At 54.4% G+C, this 19,203-nt stretch carries 15 protein-coding genes and 1 tRNA gene; 5 read left to right on the top strand and 11 right to left on the bottom strand.

Features of this window, described 5'->3' with window-relative positions; genetic code table 11:
- Positions 1-100: 100 nt before the first annotated feature.
- The 10 genes from pelG to AS19_RS04735 form a co-directional block, all read right to left on the bottom strand.
- Complete coding sequence (pelG, locus tag AS19_RS04780; RefSeq protein WP_035458601.1) at positions 101-1,471, bottom strand: exopolysaccharide Pel transporter PelG; 1,371 nt, start codon at positions 1,469-1,471, stop codon at positions 101-103.
- Positions 1,471-3,027, bottom strand: a complete 1,557-nt coding sequence (gene pelF, locus AS19_RS04775; protein WP_035458604.1) for a GT4 family glycosyltransferase PelF — start codon at positions 3,025-3,027, stop codon at positions 1,471-1,473. The genes pelG and pelF overlap by 1 nt, the downstream gene beginning before the upstream one ends.
- Positions 3,005-4,015 carry a hypothetical protein gene (locus AS19_RS04770; protein ID WP_011588178.1) on the bottom strand — a complete coding sequence of 337 codons (1,011 nt, stop codon included), beginning with the start codon at positions 4,013-4,015 and terminating at the stop codon, positions 3,005-3,007. The genes pelF and AS19_RS04770 overlap by 23 nt, the downstream gene beginning before the upstream one ends.
- Positions 4,008-5,342 (bottom strand): PelD GGDEF domain-containing protein, encoded by a 1,335-nt coding sequence (locus AS19_RS04765; protein ID WP_011588177.1) that lies wholly within the window; start codon positions 5,340-5,342, stop codon positions 4,008-4,010. The genes AS19_RS04770 and AS19_RS04765 overlap by 8 nt, the downstream gene beginning before the upstream one ends.
- Positions 5,342-5,866: a hypothetical protein gene (locus tag AS19_RS04760; RefSeq protein ID WP_011588176.1), complete on the bottom strand. Its 525-nt coding sequence runs from the start codon at positions 5,864-5,866 to the stop codon at positions 5,342-5,344. Before AS19_RS04760 ends, AS19_RS04765 begins: the two co-directional genes overlap by 1 nt.
- Positions 5,867-5,877: 11 nt before the next feature.
- The gene (locus AS19_RS04755) at positions 5,878-8,658 is read right to left on the bottom strand and encodes a tetratricopeptide repeat protein (RefSeq protein ID WP_046961764.1); all 2,781 of its coding nucleotides are present in this window, start codon (positions 8,656-8,658) and stop codon (positions 5,878-5,880) included.
- Entirely contained in the window at positions 8,655-9,533 is an 879-nt protein-coding gene (locus AS19_RS04750; protein ID WP_046961763.1) for a hypothetical protein, read from the bottom strand. Before AS19_RS04750 ends, AS19_RS04755 begins: the two co-directional genes overlap by 4 nt.
- The gene (locus AS19_RS04745) at positions 9,496-12,279 is read right to left on the bottom strand and encodes a bifunctional glycoside hydrolase 114/ polysaccharide deacetylase family protein (RefSeq protein ID WP_255352986.1); all 2,784 of its coding nucleotides are present in this window, start codon (positions 12,277-12,279) and stop codon (positions 9,496-9,498) included. Before AS19_RS04745 ends, AS19_RS04750 begins: the two co-directional genes overlap by 38 nt.
- Before the next feature lie 131 nt (positions 12,280-12,410).
- Positions 12,411-12,971, bottom strand: coding sequence for an HNH endonuclease (locus AS19_RS04740; RefSeq protein ID WP_046961762.1), 561 nt, complete (start codon positions 12,969-12,971; stop codon positions 12,411-12,413).
- Positions 12,972-13,319: 348 nt separating this feature from the next.
- The gene (locus AS19_RS04735) at positions 13,320-13,907 is read right to left on the bottom strand and encodes a DUF3047 domain-containing protein (protein WP_231483339.1); all 588 of its coding nucleotides are present in this window, start codon (positions 13,905-13,907) and stop codon (positions 13,320-13,322) included.
- A 106-nt stretch (positions 13,908-14,013) separates the two neighbouring features.
- Here AS19_RS04735 and AS19_RS04730 point away from each other — a divergent pair, with 106 nt between their 5' ends.
- Positions 14,014-15,609, top strand: a complete 1,596-nt coding sequence (locus AS19_RS04730; protein WP_046961761.1) for a GMC family oxidoreductase — start codon at positions 14,014-14,016, stop codon at positions 15,607-15,609.
- Positions 15,610-15,677: 68 nt separating this feature from the next.
- Here the strand turns inward: AS19_RS04730 and AS19_RS04725 are convergent, their stop codons facing one another.
- Positions 15,678-17,222: an adenylate/guanylate cyclase domain-containing protein gene (locus AS19_RS04725; protein WP_052753741.1), complete on the bottom strand. Its 1,545-nt coding sequence runs from the start codon at positions 17,220-17,222 to the stop codon at positions 15,678-15,680.
- Positions 17,223-17,392: 170 nt separating this feature from the next.
- Between AS19_RS04725 and AS19_RS04720 the strand changes: the two genes are divergently transcribed.
- The 4 genes from AS19_RS04720 to AS19_RS04705 all read left to right on the top strand — a co-directional run bounded on the left by AS19_RS04720 (position 17,393) and on the right by AS19_RS04705 (position 19,020).
- Positions 17,393-17,950 (top strand): nitroreductase, encoded by a 558-nt coding sequence (locus tag AS19_RS04720; RefSeq protein ID WP_011588168.1) that lies wholly within the window; start codon positions 17,393-17,395, stop codon positions 17,948-17,950.
- Entirely contained in the window at positions 17,947-18,405 is a 459-nt protein-coding gene (locus tag AS19_RS04715; RefSeq protein WP_035458620.1) for a YiiD C-terminal domain-containing protein, read from the top strand. The genes AS19_RS04720 and AS19_RS04715 overlap by 4 nt, the downstream gene beginning before the upstream one ends.
- Positions 18,395-18,841, top strand: coding sequence for an MAPEG family protein (locus tag AS19_RS04710; RefSeq protein WP_035458621.1), 447 nt, complete (start codon positions 18,395-18,397; stop codon positions 18,839-18,841). The genes AS19_RS04715 and AS19_RS04710 overlap by 11 nt, the downstream gene beginning before the upstream one ends.
- 91 nt (positions 18,842-18,932) lie before the next feature.
- Positions 18,933-19,020 (top strand) — tRNA-Ser (locus tag AS19_RS04705).
- The last annotated feature ends 183 nt before the right edge of the window (positions 19,021-19,203 follow it).

Here is a 19,203-nt window from a genome sequence, read left to right as displayed (position 1 = left end):
CGGCGACTTCCCGGCCTTGCCGACGGCAACAACCACGTTAAGCCTGAAAGGCAGTGTGTTCTTTCTCCGTGAGAGAAGAGGTAATCCAACACACCACCAGTCAATTAAGCATGAAGGTGGAATATTCCAGCTCTGCCATTTTGCGGCTGACCAACCACAAGCCAAGCAACACACAGACAGCCAGGGCCAGCAAGAAACCAAAACCGAAGAACTGAGGGCCTAGGTACAAGCTAATTCCAGTAAAAATCACATTAAGCACGAAGAACAACCCGGTCAGCAGCACCAGCATGCGGCGCTGATCCAGGTAGCAGAACACGTTGATGATGGCGAGGAATACCACCTGTAGTGCGGTAGCAATCAACTGCACTTTGAGCAACGGTAGGTACAATTCCGAAATGCCCAGCGCATGAAAGATCTGCGCACCGGCAACCATAATTACCAGCGCCGAGATAGCCTGAATCTTGAGAATCTGGAAGATCCCCTGGCGAATCACAAAGACCATTCGATTACGCATATCTTCAATATAAGACAGCGAGCCGCCTTCACGAACTGCATCGTAGAAGTTGGAGTAATACTCCACAAAGTCCGTTTCCATGCGCACCAGAAACACTGCCATGCCAGGAATAAGCGACAGATACGACAGGAATACCGGGATATCGTAGATTAACGAAGCCCGAAGCGGCCCGATCACATCACTGCCGGTGCCATCGTAGAACCAGAACATGGCCTTGTCGGCCCACACACCGGCGTTGTAGAAAAAGCCAACCAGCATCAAGGAGGGGTACAGGTATTTTTTACTGAACATGGCGAACGACACCACGCTCTCGGCAGGGTAGCCCCGCACGATCAGCACCAGCATACCTGCCAATAAGGTGACTTGCCCAAGCAGAAAGCCCAACAACAACCCTTCCAGTCCCAGAAACAGCAGCAATAGCGCCGCTACAACCGTAATCCCGTACCCGAGTGCGTACAGCAGAAGAATAGCCTTGTACTGCTTCATGCCAGACAGGAATACCGTGGCGATCCAGATATTGCACAACACTACAAAACAGGCGATCAACAACACTCGAAAAAGAATGTTTTGCTCCGGAAACAGGAACATGGCCACCGGCAACGACAGTAGCCCAGCAAAGATCGTCACCAGTAAGGTGATGCCGCCAAAATTAGGCAGAATCAGGTCTTCGCGCTTTTCAAACGAGCGGTCGGCACAGAAACGGGTGAACGCCAGCTGGACAATACCGGTGAGGGTCAAACTGACCGCAATCAAATAGGTGACCGTGACCTGAAATTGCGTCACCGCCGCATTGGGTATCACGATCCCCAGGCTGAAAATACCGATAATCAGGATACCGATGATCGATAACACCCAGGGACCTGAGCTGATCACTCCGGCATAGGCGTAGGCACGAATGAGCCCGAGCAAGGTGTCCTTACGCAACAGACGGCGCAGCTCAAAACCGATGCCTGCCATTAGTGGCGGCCCTCCGTATTACTGGCCGAGGCCGCAATGCCTGAATCATCAAGCAAAGAACGGTATAAATCCCGATAGGCGCCAAACATCATTTCCTGGGTATACAGGTTTTCCACCCGACGAATACCCGCCTGCTGTGCTTGAAACCAGGCGTCTTTGTCTTTCAATAACTGAGCCACGGCGTTACCCAGCGCTTCTGGGTCGGCAATGCCCACCACCTCGCCAGCTTTACCGTAGGCACGATCATCTTCATCAAGGCCTTCGATCAACTGGCGGCAAGACCCCACATCCGTGGACACCGCCGGCACGCCGGCAGCAAACCCTTCCAGCAGCACCAAAGGTAATGCCTCACTGATGGAACTGAGCACGATCACCCCCACCTTAGGGAGCAATTCATCAATTTTCTGAAAGCCCAAAAACTTCACATTTTTTTCCAGCCCCAGGCTGGCCACCAAGCCACGGCATTCCTTGGCGTAATCTTTATCTTCATCTTCCGGCCCGGCAATCCAGCCTTCCGCTTCGGGAATCACATTGACCAAGGTACGCATGGCACGCAGGAAGGTTTTCACATCTTTAATGGGAACCACACGGCCAATCAGGCAAGCCACCGGGGGAATGGCTTCACCACGGGCGGCGCGCACTTTCTGCATACGTGGCAAGTCGATGCCATTAGGGATATTCAGTGTGCGGTCCGGGGGGGCGCCATCTTCCATCTGCCGTTCCCGGTTTCGTTCATAGAGAGCCACGATCCGGTCTGATGCCTGATAACACTCACGCCCTAACTCGGTGAAGAAATTCACCCATTTCTCGCGAAAATAGGCCATCTCCGAGTTATTCTTTTCCACCAAGCCACGGTTATCGCTGATCCATTCACTCTGGAATAGATCGATTTTGCGCTCTTTGGTGTAAATACCGTGCTCGGACAACAATAAAGGCTTGTTGGTGCGGCGCTTTAGCATGGCCCCTAGAAAGCCGGCATAACCGGTCGAAATGGTGTGGTACATTTTCGCCGGAATTAAATTATCGGCAATGTCGTTCAGCACCCAGATGGGCGAGTGCATGATGCGGATGGTCCAGAAGTAATCCACAAATGACGGGTCACGGCTAAAGTTCCGGTACGCTTCGGCGATATAATCCCAGCTGGCCCGGCTGTGCAGGAACGACTCTTCGGAATAATCCTCGCCTTCGCCCAGATGAGTCACAATGCGGCTGAACAATTGGCTGCGTTCGCGGGTCTGGACGCCCTCTTTCACCATGTCGTGAAAACGCCGCAAATCGGCATAAGCTTTGCGATTACCCTTGAGGGAGCGTTTTTGCGCCCCCCGCTGAAAATTGTGCAGGTAGTGCACTTCAAGGTGCACCACGTTGTCGGGCAGTTCGTATTTCATCTCGCCGTAGTCTTCCGGGCGGCTGCCTACAAAACAACAGGCAAAGGTGTACTCGGGAAAACCACGAATAATCTGGTTTACCCAGCTGGACACACCACCACTCACGTAGGGGAAGGTGCCTTCCAGTAATAGACAAATATCGGCGCTATCCGCCCGTGGCAGGCTCATAGGCCCTCCAGAATTCAACGGATTTATTCAGCTGGGTAAACTGGCTGTCATCGGTGATTTCCAGCATCAACATACGTACCAGCGACATTTGCCGGCGCTGCAACGCAATTTCGGCAAGCCAGGGGTTCACTTTCGCCGCAGAAAGGCCAAGTCGGCGGGCAAATGTCATGGACTGGTGCGCTTCGCCTATCTGTTCCTGGCTGAGCTGGATACGCCCGCGTAACAGCCACAGCCCAGCATCTTCTGGGCTTTCCATCAGCCCCATATCCGCGTAATAACCGGCTCGCTCTAACGTTAACGTACGAATATCACCACGTACCAAATTCTGATAATTGAGCTCCCAGTAGAGCTCGGCCAGGCGACGCGCCAAGCGGTAACGGCGGGACTCTTTGGAGCGCTCCAGTAAATGCAGGGCTCGCTCAATATCACGGGTAATTTCTTTTTCTTTTTGATCAAGAATCCCGTAGGCCAACAATCGCAGATCTTCAAAGGAGTCGCCGAGGGAATGGCGTAACAGATTACCGGTTACCCTGGCAGGCATATCTTTAAGCACCAACATGCCTTGCACGCGTAAGGCATTTGGCGCCTTTGATGAGATCAGCAAATTTTTTAGATCGATCTGTCGAAAACCCGCGGTGCTATTCACTTGCACCGGGGTAAAGTACGGCTGATCCACCAACCCAAACGGTAGATCCCGAAACAATGCCGGCAGCCAGATACCCAGCGCAACACCACCCAAAATCGTCACTAACCCCATGGCGGGGATAAAGAACGCAAAGGAAAAAACCAGCACCCAGGAAAGGATTTTTGGCGTTCTGAAACGTTCAGGCAATAAACTCCAGGCCACCACGGATAACAAGGCTGAAGCCAAACCGTGTGATAACAGATACAACAAGAAAATCGATAAATCCGCCTGCTTGCTCAACAACAGCATTAGCGATGCGATTTCTGCAGCGACGGCATAAATAATTAGCTTGAGGCTAGACACCGGCTGCCTCCAGCAACCTGGCGATCTGCACCTCGGGGTCTCGCTGGTCCAGGTGCCGGTAAAAGAACTGTATGCCCGCCTGGCGTAGGCTCATGAAGACGTACTCCTCTTGCAGCCATTTTTCCGTACGCAGAACATAGCCCTCCAGACTGGATTCCCCGGTCATAGGCATCATGATCATCAGTACCCTATCGCTGATCCACCATGCCAAGTCGAGGCTACGCAGGCCACGCGCCAGAGCATCCAGAATTAGCCCGGCCTGCTCGCTTTCATCGGCCACAAATAGGGTCAGGGAAGTATCTACTCGGCCACCTTCACGCAAACGCACCAAGGCAGCCAGCTCGCTGGCAATACGGAAGGGCATGGTCGGCCAGCGATCCAACATCTCATCCACTTCATCGCCGGCGTGCACGATATCCGCATAAAAGTTCAGCAGCACAGACAGCAACTGCAGATTTTCATAGTTGATCGAGAGGAATGGCAGGCGCTCAATCACCATCATCCCGATGAGGTCTCCACCGCTGTTGATGATAGGCGCAGCCACCAAATATTGGCCATGGTAATTGCTGTCGTGGCCTTGCTGCTGAACGTGGGCCAATAGCCGATGATCTAGCGCGTGCTGAAGGAGTTCGTTATCTCGGTCCAGGGGGCCATTTTCTCCCAACAGGGCCGCCGGCTCGTCATCAATCCGGCCATTAACAACGCGGTACAAGGCACAACGCTGTAGCTGGCAATACTCTGCCAGAAGATGCACCAGATCATCCGCTGCAGGCAGCCGAATGCTGTCACTTTCATCTAAGGTCAGCTCGCGCAACCGCGCCAGCGCATCGCGCACGGTGTAGGGTTTAACGAGTAGATTCTCTTCCAGGCGGTCATGGGACAAACGCAACAACACATAGCGCTGCGTAAGATTCTGCAGGCGCTCCAACGCATAACTGGAAGCACTGTCGGCGCGCATCAGTTTGACCCGCCACATATCGGCAAACTCGCCGCAGATCAGAATAATAACGAAGCCACCGAGCATGGTGGATTCAGGAAAGGGCAAACTGGGGTAAAAGCCGAAAAACCTGAGAATAAACCAGCTACTGACCAAGCACAGCATGCCAAACACACCGAGCAGGCTGCCGTAACGAAGCGCCAACAGGATAGGCACTAGCAGCACCCAACGGAAAGTTCCGATAAGCGTCAACGGATCGTCATAACGTAACCAGAGGCCCAAACCAACCGCCAGGGCGGTCAGAATGATCGCTTCGCACATCGACCAGAGCACTCTCGGCTGCGGCATAAACAGCCCCGCCAGCCTACCGTTGCTGAGGTGCTCCAACATTACTGCACCACCGGCGAGATCAGTTTATCGATCACTTTCTGGCCGACTTCACTGAGCGACTGGCGGGCCCAGCCCGCGCGCGAGCCGGTGCCGCTATAAACAATGCGCCCCTCAGGCAGTTCTCGGATTTCAATCATCACCCCTACCGCCGGCTCACCGTCCACACCAGTTTTATAACGCCATTCGTGTACAACCCCACTAACCACATAATCCGCCGATTGGGAGCGAATCCACTTATCCATTTTCTTGCGGCTGGCGGCGGATGTGCCTTCGAATAACACTCCTTGGTTATCGCTTTGCGGGTAGCGGGTCACCGTGTTAACGCCATGGCGAAACAGCACCGATTCTACGATCGCTGCCGCCCGCAAGCCGGCCTGGGGCGTCGCGGTACGGTTAACCAAGGGCAACACCAGCCATGTGCCCTCCCCAGACAATTCCACATTCTGACTGCTGCGAACATGAGTACAACCGGCCAGCACGACAGCCAGCAGCAAGGTACCCAGTAGCGGAATGCTCACTCTCATTGGATTCACTCCTAATAATAAATTCTATATTGCAGCCCAAAGCGGTAGCTATCTTCATCACTGCCACCGCTATTGAGCTGTTGCTCCGCGTAAATCTTCCATTCATCACGCCCGATCAAAGGGCCTTCGACCCCGAAGCGGCCGGTAAAACCCGCCCCAGACAAACTGTTCTCGCTGTAGCCAATTTCTCCCCAACCCTGTAATCGGTGCGCACGAATATGGACATCAGGCTGGCCCAACAACAGTACTATTTCCGACTCGTGATAGTCCTGCGGTAGCGGCAAGGTCTGGGCCCCCGGGGGTAGCAGCGCACGCACTTGCGCCATGCTGTCGCCGCCAGCGGTGAAGTCCGCACGGGTGTGCCTCACCCGTACGCCGGGGGAAAAGCGTGATAACCAGGGGCGCCAGGTGCTTTGAGCATTGATGATACTGCCACTGCCCAGATCGCTCTCATTAAGATCATGGTAGTCATAGTTGGCCCAATCCACACTGCTTTGCCAGGTGGATGATGGCCTCCAATTCAACAACCACTGGCTACCCGTGCGTGACGCACCGAGAATCAACAGGGACGATTCATCCGCCGGCGTTCGCCATTGGTAATTCAGGCTACCGGACCAATACTGCGTCCAGTTCGCCCCCAGCTCCAAGTCCGCCATGGTTTCACTATTGTTCAACAGATTGCGCTGGCCCAATTTCAGGCGACTGCGGAACCGTTCGCGCTGGTAGGCTAACGCCACCGAGAGGCGCTGCTCATCATCACTGATCTGCAATAATTCATCGTCATTACTACTGAAATTGCGCTGACGAGCCTCCACCGACAACTGCGTGAAGTCACTGATCGGATGGTACTGAACAAACTGCAGGTCCTGAATATCCAGCGCACCCAAACGGCGCTGCTCAAGATGAAACTGGGAGGAAAGCGCCGTAGGCAACAGCAGGCTTTCCTGCAGATTATTACTGCCTGCCAACTCTGGCGCTCCGGCCTGAATGGCCATGAAAGTATTAGCGGCCTGGCGCGGTTCATCCAACCGCACGTGGGCTTCCAGCTGTTCGGACAGGCTAAGCTGGCCCAAGTACTGCTCACGCGTTCTGGCTACCGAATCCAGATCACCCTGCACCAAGGCATAGGCCAGCGCTGATCCAGCCTTAAGCGGGCCCTGCTGTGCTATTTTTTTACGTAAATACCAGCTCTGAGCCAAGCCAGGTTCCGACTGACCAATGGCCCACTGCGCTAGCCATTCAGCATGAGCGGCGGGCACGTCTTCCATGCCGTCTATTTGCGCTTGGGCCAGTTTGAGGGTGGTGTCGCCATCATCAAATAACAGGCTTAGGGTCAACTTCATGTCCCTATAGGTGGCCTGTTGCTGCGGTTCGACCGTAAACGGAAGCTGCTCTTTTAGGCGGCGCATTACCGGCCAAGCTTGCCCGTTTCGCCCAGAAGCAATCAACGCCTGGGAGTAATACCACTGCCTCTCCCAGTTATCGCGGGCAGTTTTCAGTAGTTCAATTTCATAGCGCAGGGACTGCTCCGCATTACCCAAGGCCATTTGTGAAGCTGCCAGCACGTTCCAATAGCGGCGGTCAATGCGAGCCGAGTCTTCCCAATTCACCAGAGCCTGTTGCAGCGCGGTATCTTGGCCTGTGGCGATGAGCAGCCACATCCAGCTAATGCGGGTTTCTCTGTCCTCGGAATTTAAAACCAAGGCTTTATTAAGCCACCGCTGCGCCGCGTCTGCATCCCCGCGATGCAATTGCAGGTTGGCATAGAAGCGCAAAAATTCCGGGGTTTGTTCAAGCCGTTGTCGTTGTTCCGCGCTCAGCCCCTTAAGAAAGGCATCAATGGCGGCATCATCGCCGCGAGACTGCAGCTGGTACAATGCGCCAAGTGCCAATTGCGGGTCACCGTTCTTGCGCCAGGCCCGGCCCATCAGCAATGCTAGCCGCTCCGGCTGGTAATAACGGGACAGCGTTATATAGTTATACAGGTCGTCTGTCTGATCGTCTTCATTGTCCACCAGCTCCTGGTAACGGGACAGTGCCAGATCCCACTCCCCCAACTCCCCGGCCATCACCGCAATACGACGGGACAATGCGGGTATATAAGGCAACTGGTTAGCATCACGATTTAGGTCTAACAGCGCTTTTTCGCGTTGACCATTTAGCCAGTACAGATCTGCGGCCTGTTCTGCCATCAACGGCTCAGGACCAAAACGATCCATGTATTCCCGGGAATAACCCGCCGCCAGCATATCTTCCCCCTGGTTCAGAGCCAGGCGTTGCATTTCTCTTAGCACCGCTTTGCTGGGATAACTACGACGCCACTGTTCGAAGAAGCGCAGCCCTGCTTCAGGCTGACCCAACAACTCGTATTGCCGACCGATGGTGGCAATGATGCCCGCATCGTAAGGGGACGCGCTCAATAGCGCCTTGTGAGCCCGCAGCGCAAGGCGGTTGTTATAGGTCAGTGGCGCTAACTCCAGTACGTGCTTCCACGCCTGCGGGTCATTACTCAACTCCGCCACCTGACGCCAGGCCTTCAATGCGGTTTCCGGGTCGTCCAACCAACGGGATACTTCAGCCAAACGACGCCACCAGCGCTCATCGTCGGAACGCCAGTAGAGCGCATTTTCAATCACTTGCCGGGCACGGGGTAAATTGCCCGACGCCATAAACACCCGATAACTGCGATCGTAATAGCGTTCCACATAGGGTTCTGGATCCGCCGCATGGGCTGGCCATGCGCCGGCCAATACCGAAGCAAGAACAACCATAAGCAACAGACGGAACTTCATCCGGGCTCCTCGATATCCGCCAGCCTTAACAGCAACACCGCATAATGTTCTGCCGCTGCCATATTGCCGCCAGCCTGAGCCAAGGTCATTAACCGGTACAAAACGTCTTTGTCATTATAAAACGACCGTTCACGGGCGCCGGCCAAGCGCATGGCCTTGCGATGCAGGCTCCCTGCCTGCAAAGCATCCAGCGCAGCCAGAAAATAGCGCTTGCGCACCTGATAATTGCCTCGTGAATCCATAGCGGCAATATAGGTGTCCGCCGATTCCGAGTAACGGCCATGGGCCAGCAGCACTTTGGCTGATCTCACATGCCAGCGGCTAGGGTTAGCCGCATTGTCAGCCAATCGAGTGAAAGCCTGTACCGCCTGGTCTACGTCCCCCAGGGCCAGGGCCATATCTGCAAACGCCATGCGCTTTTCATTATTCAGCGCACCCCAGTCAATGCTGCGCAACTGCGCTAGGGTGCCATGCTGCAACATGGTTCCAAAACGGTTGTCCGGTGTGATGGCCATCAGGCGGGTAAATTCGCGACGTAATTCCAGCCAAGCGATCTGGCTGTCATAACGGCCATTGCTAACACGTGCCACATAGCTCAGTTGATTATCTGCCTCCACAAAATCGCCTTGCAGAATCAATTCGCGAGCCATCAGCAGCCGTAACTCGTGGTCGTCGGGTTTCGCCTTCAGCCATGCCTGCATATAACTAAACGTAACCGCATCCAGACGAGCGCTGCGCAACGACGAGGATAGGTCCCGTGGGAAGACCATCCAGCACACCACCGCGATGAGAATCAGGAAGGCAAATAGTTCGAGTAAACCAACGACCCGCAGCCGCTCAGTGCGGACATTGTAACCGTAGCTCGTTGAGCTCACGTGCCGCACTCCTGTAGCGATTAAATCGACCGTGACGGCCAATCGGTTTAATAATGTTACCTTGGTGACGCAGAGTGCAGCCTTCGACGTTGGCCAAGGTGAACGCCAGTGGAGCCATGGCGCTCAGGGAGAATTGCAGTCTTTTCCCATTCCGAGAGAAAGCCGTCAACCGCCCGTTCGCCTGCTGTAGATAGGGAATGGCATCACCCGATGCTACCCGCCCCTGCCAACGGGCGCGGCCACCACTGAGGTGAACATAACGGCCCGGTTTATCCTCCCGGAATCCAGCTACCCCATCGCTCCCGGATATTGCCGGAAAGCTCAGCTCATCCGGTAAGCGCAAAGTACGCAACTCACCGCTGCCCTGAATTAACCATTCATCACCACGACGGGCAATGACCATATCGTTGAAATCGAGCACTTTACGCACGTATTGCGATGCAAAGAGCGGAAAATACGGTTGCTCACTGGCCCACTGATATACCCGGCGCAATGATTCCAGCGACGCATTCTTACTAGCAATATAGGTGTGGTAGTAGATATCCACCGGCTTAAAACGATGCGGAGTCTCGGTCAGCTTGAAGGTTTCGATGACCCTTTCAAACCCGTAAAAAGGACCGGTCCATTCATTGGTGTAAATATTTTCATTCTGGTTAGGTGCATACACCTGAAACTCATCGCCTTTGGGCACACCAATACCTTTGACTAGGGTCCAGGTCGGTGCACTTTCAGTAATGGTGGTATTGCTGCCATTCATGTTCAGCAAGCCACCTTCACGGGCCGCTTTTAGCGCTTCCGGAGTGGGGATGGTATCTCCGCTCCACAACACCATGCGTGTTTTCTTACCCGGAGGTAACAGCTCGCGCTCAATATAGTTTGCCGAACCTACCACCTCACGCACCGGGTCCATACGGTAATCAGGAATCGGCAATCTCAGCTGCCCTTCCGGCCCGTAGAGTTCACCGGGATTTTCCTGAGCATCGTACCAGAAGAAGGGATGTGAATAGGTATGGGTTGCCGCTTCCACATGGGGAAGCGCAAACATGGCGCGGGCAATGCGTTGCAATTCCGGCGCCATTTTCGGGTACAGGCCCTCGCTGGACACCTCCCCTTCAATCACCGAAATGGTGGTTGGAATATCGAATTTCTTAAGAATCTCATCTAATAAAACCAAGGCGTCGGCTTCATTGCGATAGCCCTCCACTTCCGCCAAGCTGGGGAAGCCATCGCCATCCATATGCGCAAATAGTAAGCGACGTCCATTTTCTGTTGTTACATCCGGAATCGGCATGGCCGGCAACTTCAGCGCTTCACGGGTAAAGGTGAGCGGGTTGATCATCCAGCGGTTCATGCCTTCTTTAATACCGGGCATCATGGAGCGAATGGGGAAGGGCTGAAAGGCATAGCCGCCCCACGGGGTGGTGGCCACCGGAATCAGTGTCTGGTTGTCGCTACGCAATTCAAGCCAAGGATTGGCCTCTTTACTGTCCAGCGGGGAAGATACATCCAGTAATCCCGGTAGCGGAATTTCGAACCCCATGTCCGGGTGCTGATAGTGAATACTGGGCGGGCTGGTCGGCGTGCCCCGTGAGATAAATCCAAAGTCCTCTGCATGGGAACCTTTCGGGTCAATTGCAGGGAAACCCAACATGAGAATGGGAACGCCGTTGTCTTTCTGTAGAGCCAACCAGTCTTCAAATTCATCGCTGCGGGCTTGCGGGTCTTCTAGCCAAACCACAATACCGGCATAACGGCCCGCCAACGTTCCCGCGGGCATCGGTGTATCTATTACCCGCACATCGGGTACCAGCCCTTGAAACTGTAGTGGCATTAACCCATAGAGCACCGCCATGGATAATTCCCAAGTGCTTTCTTTACTACCACCGGTGACCATCAATACCTGGCGAGGGATGACCTCCAGCTCTCCCACGCCCAACATATCCAGCGCCGGGTTAGTCACCCAAGGAATCACATTATGGCGGGCAATGCCGCTAGCGATTTTACGTGCCTGGTCACGGTCCCTGGGGGGGGCATAATCAATGGCAATAGTGCTAACACCATAGCGCTCACGGACTTGCTCAAACTGATCCAGCAGCCATTGCCGGTCCGACTCCGGAACCACGGCAAATTGATCTTTGCTTGGCAACCAACGCTGGTAGAGGGACTCTGCCGCCACCGCATCCACGCGGGCCTCAATCAATGGCATCAGCTCAAAACCGCGATTGAAAATAAACCCGGCTTCGGGATGGCGCTCGGCAATAGCGTTTATCAGCGCGGCCAACCCTTTTTGTTGACGTTCACGGGCGGCGTCGTCTTCCGCGACCAGTTGATAGCTATCCAGGGTATCAAGGAAAAAACCGCGATAGCCCTTTTGCCATAGAGGCTCAATCACGGCATCAATAAAGTAGCTGCGTAGCGCCGGGGAAGACTGGTCAAGAATAAACGACCCCCAGTCCGGGTTTTTCCCCAACAACCAGGCCTTGTCCAAACCAGAGAAATAATGACGTTGGGCCAGCACTTCACCCAAGCTCACATAGGCATAGAAATGTTCACCCTGGTAGGCCTGGGGCACAGTGTCAGCCTGATTTGGCTCCACCACGGGAAAATCAAACACGGCCAGCGAAGCCCATGGAATATCGGGGCCATAATAAAAGGCCGCTGTTTTGGCGTCAGCCTTACTCTCTACTGCCGAGGCAGTAGCCGCAACACACCAACACAAGAAAAAAATGACGTAACGAATGGGCACGCCCCTGACGAGAAATCTGAAAAATAATTTTAGTCTATCTGAATTCACGTCAAGACGAAGTGAAATATGGTAATTGAGCCTCCCCAATGTAAATAAGGACCCATTAGCATTTTTTATTTTTTACATTTTTCTTACAAAAACCGGCTTTCCTTACCAAACTGGCTACGTAGAAAGGCCATCTGGTCCCCCCGTATACGGTGGCTATTAATCAGCGCCAGATACTCTGCCATATTCGGCACATAAGGCAGGGCCAGTAATTCCATGCCAATTTCGTCCAATCGATGGCTCCCCTTACGCTGATTACAGCGCCGACAAGCCGACACTACATTCAACCAGCGATCCTTACCACCACGTGAGGTAGGCACAATGTGATCACGGGTAAGCGCATTTTCAGCAAAGGATTTACCGCAATATAAGCACAGATGCTTGTCGCGACGGAAAAGAGCCCGATTGGTTAACGGTGGAGGCGGGCGCTTATAACTGTGGGTAATGCCATCGCAGGCGATAATCGAGTGGAGGGATAAGAGTGATCGAGCACCGGTAGTGCGGCTGGTCCCACCCTGCAACCGGTAGATTTCTTCCCCCAGCGTCCAAGTGACCAGACCACGAGCATAAAGGGTGGCGGCGACCTGCCAGTCCAACCATTCGACCGGGGCTCCCGCCTTGTCCAAGCGCAAAATACGTTCAGTCATGGGCAACCTCAGCAATGTAATTGAGTGTGGCTGTATCAGATATAAACGTAAGGTGATGACGATTCTGCAACAGAAGGCAAAAAGAGATAGGAACGCTATTGCGGGAAACCCCGTGGAAGGTCGTGCATTGCCGGTGTGGGTATGTCAGCACGGTGGCGGCGCCTTTACTTTATTATCTCTGATTAATTTGCCTCAACAACCTAATCACAGACAGCCCGCTGAACAAATAATAAACAGGGCAGCGCTCTAGCCGCAACTCTCTTTTCCCATTGAGCGTTTCCTGATTAGCGTTTGTGTTCGCAAGCCTGGCCAATGATCAACTGACGTTCCGCTTTAATGCATTTGTATTCAAGGCATCTCGGAGCGAAAGGACGGCAACTGGTAACAGCTGGTCACCGTGGCCCCAGTATTGTCGCCATCGGTCATGATCGCCACCGCATCCACCGATGTCACCGCCATTCCATGGAAACGCTGGAAGTCCGCTTGGACATTACGTGAAAACATATGCGCCACTCCGGCACCGCCTGGCCCCTGCACCACCACCATTTCTGCCTGGTGCGCAAATGGGTTTGGCCAATGAGCGCCAGGCGCAGATTGCCGCGACCAAACATAATTGATCGCCCGGGTTTGCCAGGGCAACCACCCCTTTTTCACTACATACACCCGTGCCTGAAAATCATCACCGGCTTTATGCTGCTCGTTGGTATCCGGCCAGGCGGCCACAGCCTCAGCCCGCCATTGCCAGACCAGCCAAGGCGTTTTTTCAAGGTCGACGCTTTTCTCCCGCACCAGCCCTGAGGCCGTTCCCTGTGCACGGGCCTGCCAGCACTCAGTGGTTTGTCGATACGCCGTATGCCCGGCAAAAACCACTTCTCGCCACTCCGGAGGCGCTGCCGAAACCGCCAAAGCAGGCATTAATGCCAAAAACAGCGCCATCCAACGTGGTATACATTGGACTCGCCGGTCACAAACAAACCTCGTTTTCATACGCCGAATTCCTAGAATGCTCTGTTTACTGTGTCACTAGCACAAGGCAGATACCATGCAGTTTGATTACATCATTGTTGGCGCCGGTTCCGCCGGCTGCGTACTCGCCAACCGCCTCTCCGAAAACCCGAATAATCGCGTGTGCCTCCTTGAAGCCGGCCCCGCCGATAACAGCCTATTTATTCGGATTCCTGCGGGCATCATCATGATGATGCGCTCCAACGCACGGAACTGGCGCTATTACACCGTGCCCCAGAAAGCCTTGAATAACCGCCAGATTTATATTCCGCGAGGGAAAACCTTGGGCGGCTCTTCCGCCGTCAATGCCATGTGTTATACCCGTGGCCATAAGTGGGACTATGACCACTGGGCGGAACTGGGCAATAAAGGCTGGGGATACGATGATGTCCTGCCTGTTTTCAAACGCTCTGAGCATTATGAAGCGGGTGAAAGCACCTACCATGGCACTGGTGGCAAGTTAAACATTGCCGACCTGCGATTCACCCACCCGGTGAGCCGCGCCTTTGTTAAAGCCGGCGTGCAAGCCGGGCACCCTGCCACCGACGACTTCAACAATGAAGTACAAGAAGGCATGGGCATGTACAAGGTGAACCAGAAGGATGGCGAGCGCTGCGGTGTTGCCAAAGCCTACCTGCACCCGGTAATGGATCGTCCTAACCTGACCATCATGACCAATGCACTGGTCAATCGCATCTTGTTCGACGGCAAACGGGCCATCGGCGTAGAAGTGGAGCACGACGGTCAGATCCGCACCCTAAAAGCAGACAACGAAGTGGTTCTCTCCGGGGGCGCCATCAACTCGCCACAGGTGCTAAAGCTATCCGGGGTAGGCCCGGCGGCGGAACTGGCCGAACACAACATTCCGCTGGTTCATGATCTGCCTGGGGTTGGCGAAAACTTGCAGGACCACCCCGATGCGCTAGTGGTCCATAAAAGCCTGCGTAAGGACACACTGAGCCTAGCCCCCGGCGCACTCATGACCACCGGGCTAAAAGGGATCTTCAATTTCTTTTATCGCCGCACTGGTCAGCTGACCTCTAACGTGGCAGAAGCCGGTGGCTTCATCAAATCGCGTCCTGAAGAAAACATTCCTGACCTGCAGCTGCACCTGACTGCTGCCAAGCTGGATAACCACGGCCTCAACATGCTCTTCAGCATGGGCTATGGCTACTCCGGCCATGTCTGCATTCTGCGACCTAAAAGCCGCGGCAACATCACCCTGCGTGACGGCAACCCCCGCTCCCCAGCCCTGATCGACCCGCGTTTTCTGGAGCATCCGGACGACATGGAAGGCATGGTCCGCGGCGTGAAGACCATTCGCAAGATCATGGCACAACAGGCGCTCACCGACTGGCGCGGCGAAGAGATCTTCCCGGGCAAAGAGGTACAGAGCGATGAAGAAATTCGCGGTTTCCTCCGTCAAAAGTGTGACAACATTTACCACCCTGTAGGCACCTGCAAGATGGGTAGCGACGAAATGGCGGTAGTCGATAGCGAGCTGCGTGTCCACGGCCTAGAAGGCTTGCGCGTAGTGGATGCCTCTATCATGCCGACCCTGATTGGCGGCAACACCAATGCCCCCACTGTAATGATTGCCGAAAAAGCCGCTGACGCCATTCTCGGTCAGTAACATTCGGTCAGCTGCTTTAGGTGGACGCCTACCCACCTAAAGCAGCGCCTCAGGGAGCGGGTAGCGAATTACACTCGTACTTCTGTCTGCACTTTCTTGGCGGCACGCCCCATCATTTCGATCACTTTCTCACGATCCCGTTTTTTCAAGGTGTGGCTTTCCACATGCAAGCTGAAGCCTTCCGACTCATAGTCCACTTCCACTAGCTTGTCCTGTTTAAGATCTGTGGCGCAATGGGCCAGGGTGCGCAGGATAGTATTCTTGTCGAAGTTACGAATGCGCTCCAGGTCGATATGCATACCAAAACCCGCCGTTTGCGCCGACACATAACGGTTCTTTGCTCCGCTATCCCGTTTGGCTCCCAGAGCTTCAAACACCGGAATCGGCCGGTTAAATCCTTTTACTTGGATGTCACCCATGTTGCGGCACTGAATTCGGTCCTTCACCAGTTCTTGGGTCGCCTCTGAAATCAGCACGCCACCTGGACGGCAAGCCGATTCTAGGCGACTGGCCAGGTTCACATCAGTGCCCAAAATGGTGTAGTCCATACGAGAATCGGTGCCAAAGTTGCCCACCGTCGCATACCCGGTGTTAATACCAATACGGATTTCCAGCTTGTGCTCAATACCTTCGTGAGCCCAGCGCTGGCGTAATAATTTCATTTGCTCCTGCATCTCGATGGCCATTAATACACATCGGTAGGCATCTTCCTGGGCACCGGCACTTTTCGGGTCACCGAAAAACACCATCACTGCATCACCGATGAACTTGTCGATAGTGCCACCGTGGCGCAGTGCAATGCGGGTCATTTCGCTCAGGTAAGTGTTGAGCATCTTAGTCAGAGTCGCTAATGGCAGCTCTTCGGAAATGGCACTAAAGCCTTTAATATCAGAAAAAAATACCGTGAGCCGCTTACGCTGGGTTCCCAGCTTGGCATCGCGCTTGCCGGAAAAAATGGAACCCCACACCTGGGGCGGTAAATACTTGGCCAGCTTGCGAGACATATCCACCGCTTGTTTCTGCTGATGGCGCACCAGCTCCTGTGCCTGTTGCAAATAGCGAGCCTGCAGGCGAGCAAATGCAGATGACGCCCCGACATAAATGCCCAAACCGAGCATGGAGATAACCGACAGCAAAACCGGTGTCTGTTGCGGTGGTAGCACCTTGAAATCCAAAACCCAGCCCATCAGCAGAGCGCCAACGCCGGTCATCAGGATATTCATCAGCCAGGGTTTGAGGCCTCCGCTACTTACCGCGTTGGCATGAACAATGATCAACAGCACCATGGCGGGCACCAGAGAGAAATGCAGCAAAGCACACACAAGGCCAATCACCATAGCATCCGCTTGCATCAGCAGCTGATGAACCATTTTGGTGGGTCGATCCTGCTTGTCGAACAAAAAAAGTAGGCCCTGGGCGGACATGGGGTAAATCAGCAGCCCCGCCACCCCCAGCATATATAGCTCAGGAAACAGGTTCAGGTTTAGCCCCGCAATAAGGATCATGGCGGCCACCAGAAAAGCCAAAAGGCGAATATAATTTGCCTGGCGGCGCGCGCGCTCCATAGGCCCCAGCTGAGGACGGCGAGATTTCTTTTTTGTGATGAAGGTCATGTGATCGGTTTCACGCGATTTCTGCTGAGCTTAGCGGTTTACCTTATAAGAAAAAAGACTGGGATGACTAAAGGTCGAGGATTCCTTGCTGCCGGGAAGCATCCGCACTCTACAACTGGGACTCATCTGCAATTCGGGCTACCATGGCGCGGTTATAACAGGAGCCCTGAATGGACACCCTCACCGCCCTGACCACCCGTGTCTCAAGCCCCCGCCTTCAAGAACCAGGCCCCAACGATGAGCAAATCGACATGCTGCTGCGTGCCGCCATTCGCGCTCCGGACCATGGCCTGCTACGCCCCTGGCGCTTTATTGTGCTGCAGGGCCGCCAACGTGAACGGCTGGGCGATATCATGGTGGCGCACTTGCTAGAACAACAACCGAACGCCGACCGCCGCACCCAGAATAACGCCTACAGCAAGGCCCTACGCGCGCCCACTATTATCGTGGCCGTGGCCGAAGTCACGGAAGGACACAAGATTCCCGTCTGGGAGCAGGTGTTAGCGGTGGGAGCATCCGTTCAAAATATGATGCTGGCAGCCTATGAACAAGGTATCGGCGCTATGTGGCGCACTGGCGCACTGGCCAACTCAGACCTTGCCAAGGAAAAGCTCGGCTTTGCCCCCAAGGACCAAGTGGTGGCCTACCTGTACCTGGGTACCGCGGCGAGCAGCCTCAAATCCTTGCCCGATGAGCGCCCTGCCGATTTTATTCGTGAGTTGCCATGATGGACTTGGCAGCACTAGCAGAACAGGTTCGCGATGCCATTCCCCTCACCCGGCATCTGGACTTCCAACTGACATCATTCGACGGGCAGACACTCACCGTTACCGCCCCCCTGGCGCTTAATCATAATGACAAAGGCACTTTTTTTGCCGGTAGCCAGTCAGCTCTGCTTACACTCTCCGGCTGGGCACTTACTACATTGCTTGCCCGCCAGGCGGGCGCTAACGCAGACGTGGTGGCGGTGAAAACCGACCTTGAGTATCTGCTTCCCTTGCACAGCGACATCCATATCACCGCCACGGTCAGTAACGAAGCGCGGAGCCAATTCGAACAGCGCCTTGAACGCCGGGGAAAGGCAACTTTGCGCATTTTGGCCCACGGCACCAGTGCTAATGGTGCCCGAGTCTGCGAATATCAGGGTCTTTATCTTGCGAGGATTGGACTCAATGATGACTGAAAGTACAATAACAACCACTCACCTGTTTCTGCTGGCCTATGCGGGCTGGGCACTGTTCTTGCTCATCTTGCTCATTTCCGCCCGCTCCCTTGCCGTGCTAAGCGGCAAAAGCAAAGCCGACGGTTTCCCCCCTTATCATTACAACCCAGCCTGCCCGCTGAATCGATTACACCGGGCCTACCTCAATACACTAGAGTTGCTTGGCATCATCATTGTGGTGGTAGCCACCGCCCTATGGATCGGCAACACGGACTTGAGTGCCACATTACTGCCTTGGCTGGTCGCTGCCCGGGTAGCCCAAAGCATTATCCATCTAGTAGGTGTGAACCACTGGCTGGTGCAAATTCGTTTCGGTTTCTTCCTGGTACAGGTGGCCTTAGTGAGCTGGCTGGCCGTAGACCAAGCCTGTTTGTTACTCTCGCTAGCCAAACAGTGAACAACCGGCGGCGGGATGCTTGCCTCCCGCCGCGCCCTCCGGTACTCTACGCGCCCTCAACTGCTGCCCAGTGCACTTTTGACGACAATCTGGTGAGGTGTCCGAGTGGCCGAAGGAGCACGCCTGGAAAGTGTGTATACCGCAAGGTATCGAGGGTTCGAATCCCTCCCTCACCGCCATATTCCTATATAAATCAATCACTTATAGCGGGAAAATAAATCTAGCCACCCTCCTACCTATCCATGGTAAATCGGCTAAATCCCCGCCATTTGATTGCTTTTTGAACATCCCCTAGACAATAAAAAGCCCCGCCGGTTAAGGCAGGGCTAGTGCTAGCCACAGTTGAGGTAACTACTTGCTAG

Origin of the sequence: Alcanivorax sp. NBRC 101098 (genome assembly GCF_001010505.1) — a bacterium.
Lineage (GTDB): Bacteria > Pseudomonadota > Gammaproteobacteria > Pseudomonadales > Alcanivoracaceae > Alcanivorax > Alcanivorax borkumensis.
Note: the sequence above shows the minus strand (reverse complement) of the source record. Positions and strands in the feature narration are given on the sequence as shown.

Coding starts and splice junctions, on each gene's coding strand:
- pelF (WP_035458604.1), bottom strand. CDS start 3,027: ATGAGCCTGCCACGGGCGGATAGCGCCGATATTTGTCTATTACTGGAA.
- AS19_RS04730 (WP_046961761.1), top strand. CDS start 14,014: ATGCAGTTTGATTACATCATTGTTGGCGCCGGTTCCGCCGGCTGCGTA.
- AS19_RS04710 (WP_035458621.1), top strand. CDS start 18,395: ATGATGACTGAAAGTACAATAACAACCACTCACCTGTTTCTGCTGGCC.
- AS19_RS04765 (WP_011588177.1), bottom strand. CDS start 5,342: ATGTTGGAGCACCTCAGCAACGGTAGGCTGGCGGGGCTGTTTATGCCG.
- AS19_RS04715 (WP_035458620.1), top strand. CDS start 17,947: ATGATGGACTTGGCAGCACTAGCAGAACAGGTTCGCGATGCCATTCCC.
- AS19_RS04760 (WP_011588176.1), bottom strand. CDS start 5,866: ATGAGAGTGAGCATTCCGCTACTGGGTACCTTGCTGCTGGCTGTCGTG.
- AS19_RS04725 (WP_052753741.1), bottom strand. CDS start 17,222: ATGACCTTCATCACAAAAAAGAAATCTCGCCGTCCTCAGCTGGGGCCT.
- AS19_RS04740 (WP_046961762.1), bottom strand. CDS start 12,971: ATGACTGAACGTATTTTGCGCTTGGACAAGGCGGGAGCCCCGGTCGAA.
- AS19_RS04755 (WP_046961764.1), bottom strand. CDS start 8,658: ATGAAGTTCCGTCTGTTGCTTATGGTTGTTCTTGCTTCGGTATTGGCC.
- AS19_RS04735 (WP_231483339.1), bottom strand. CDS start 13,907: ATGGCGCTGTTTTTGGCATTAATGCCTGCTTTGGCGGTTTCGGCAGCG.
- AS19_RS04720 (WP_011588168.1), top strand. CDS start 17,393: ATGGACACCCTCACCGCCCTGACCACCCGTGTCTCAAGCCCCCGCCTT.
- pelG (WP_035458601.1), bottom strand. CDS start 1,471: ATGGCAGGCATCGGTTTTGAGCTGCGCCGTCTGTTGCGTAAGGACACC.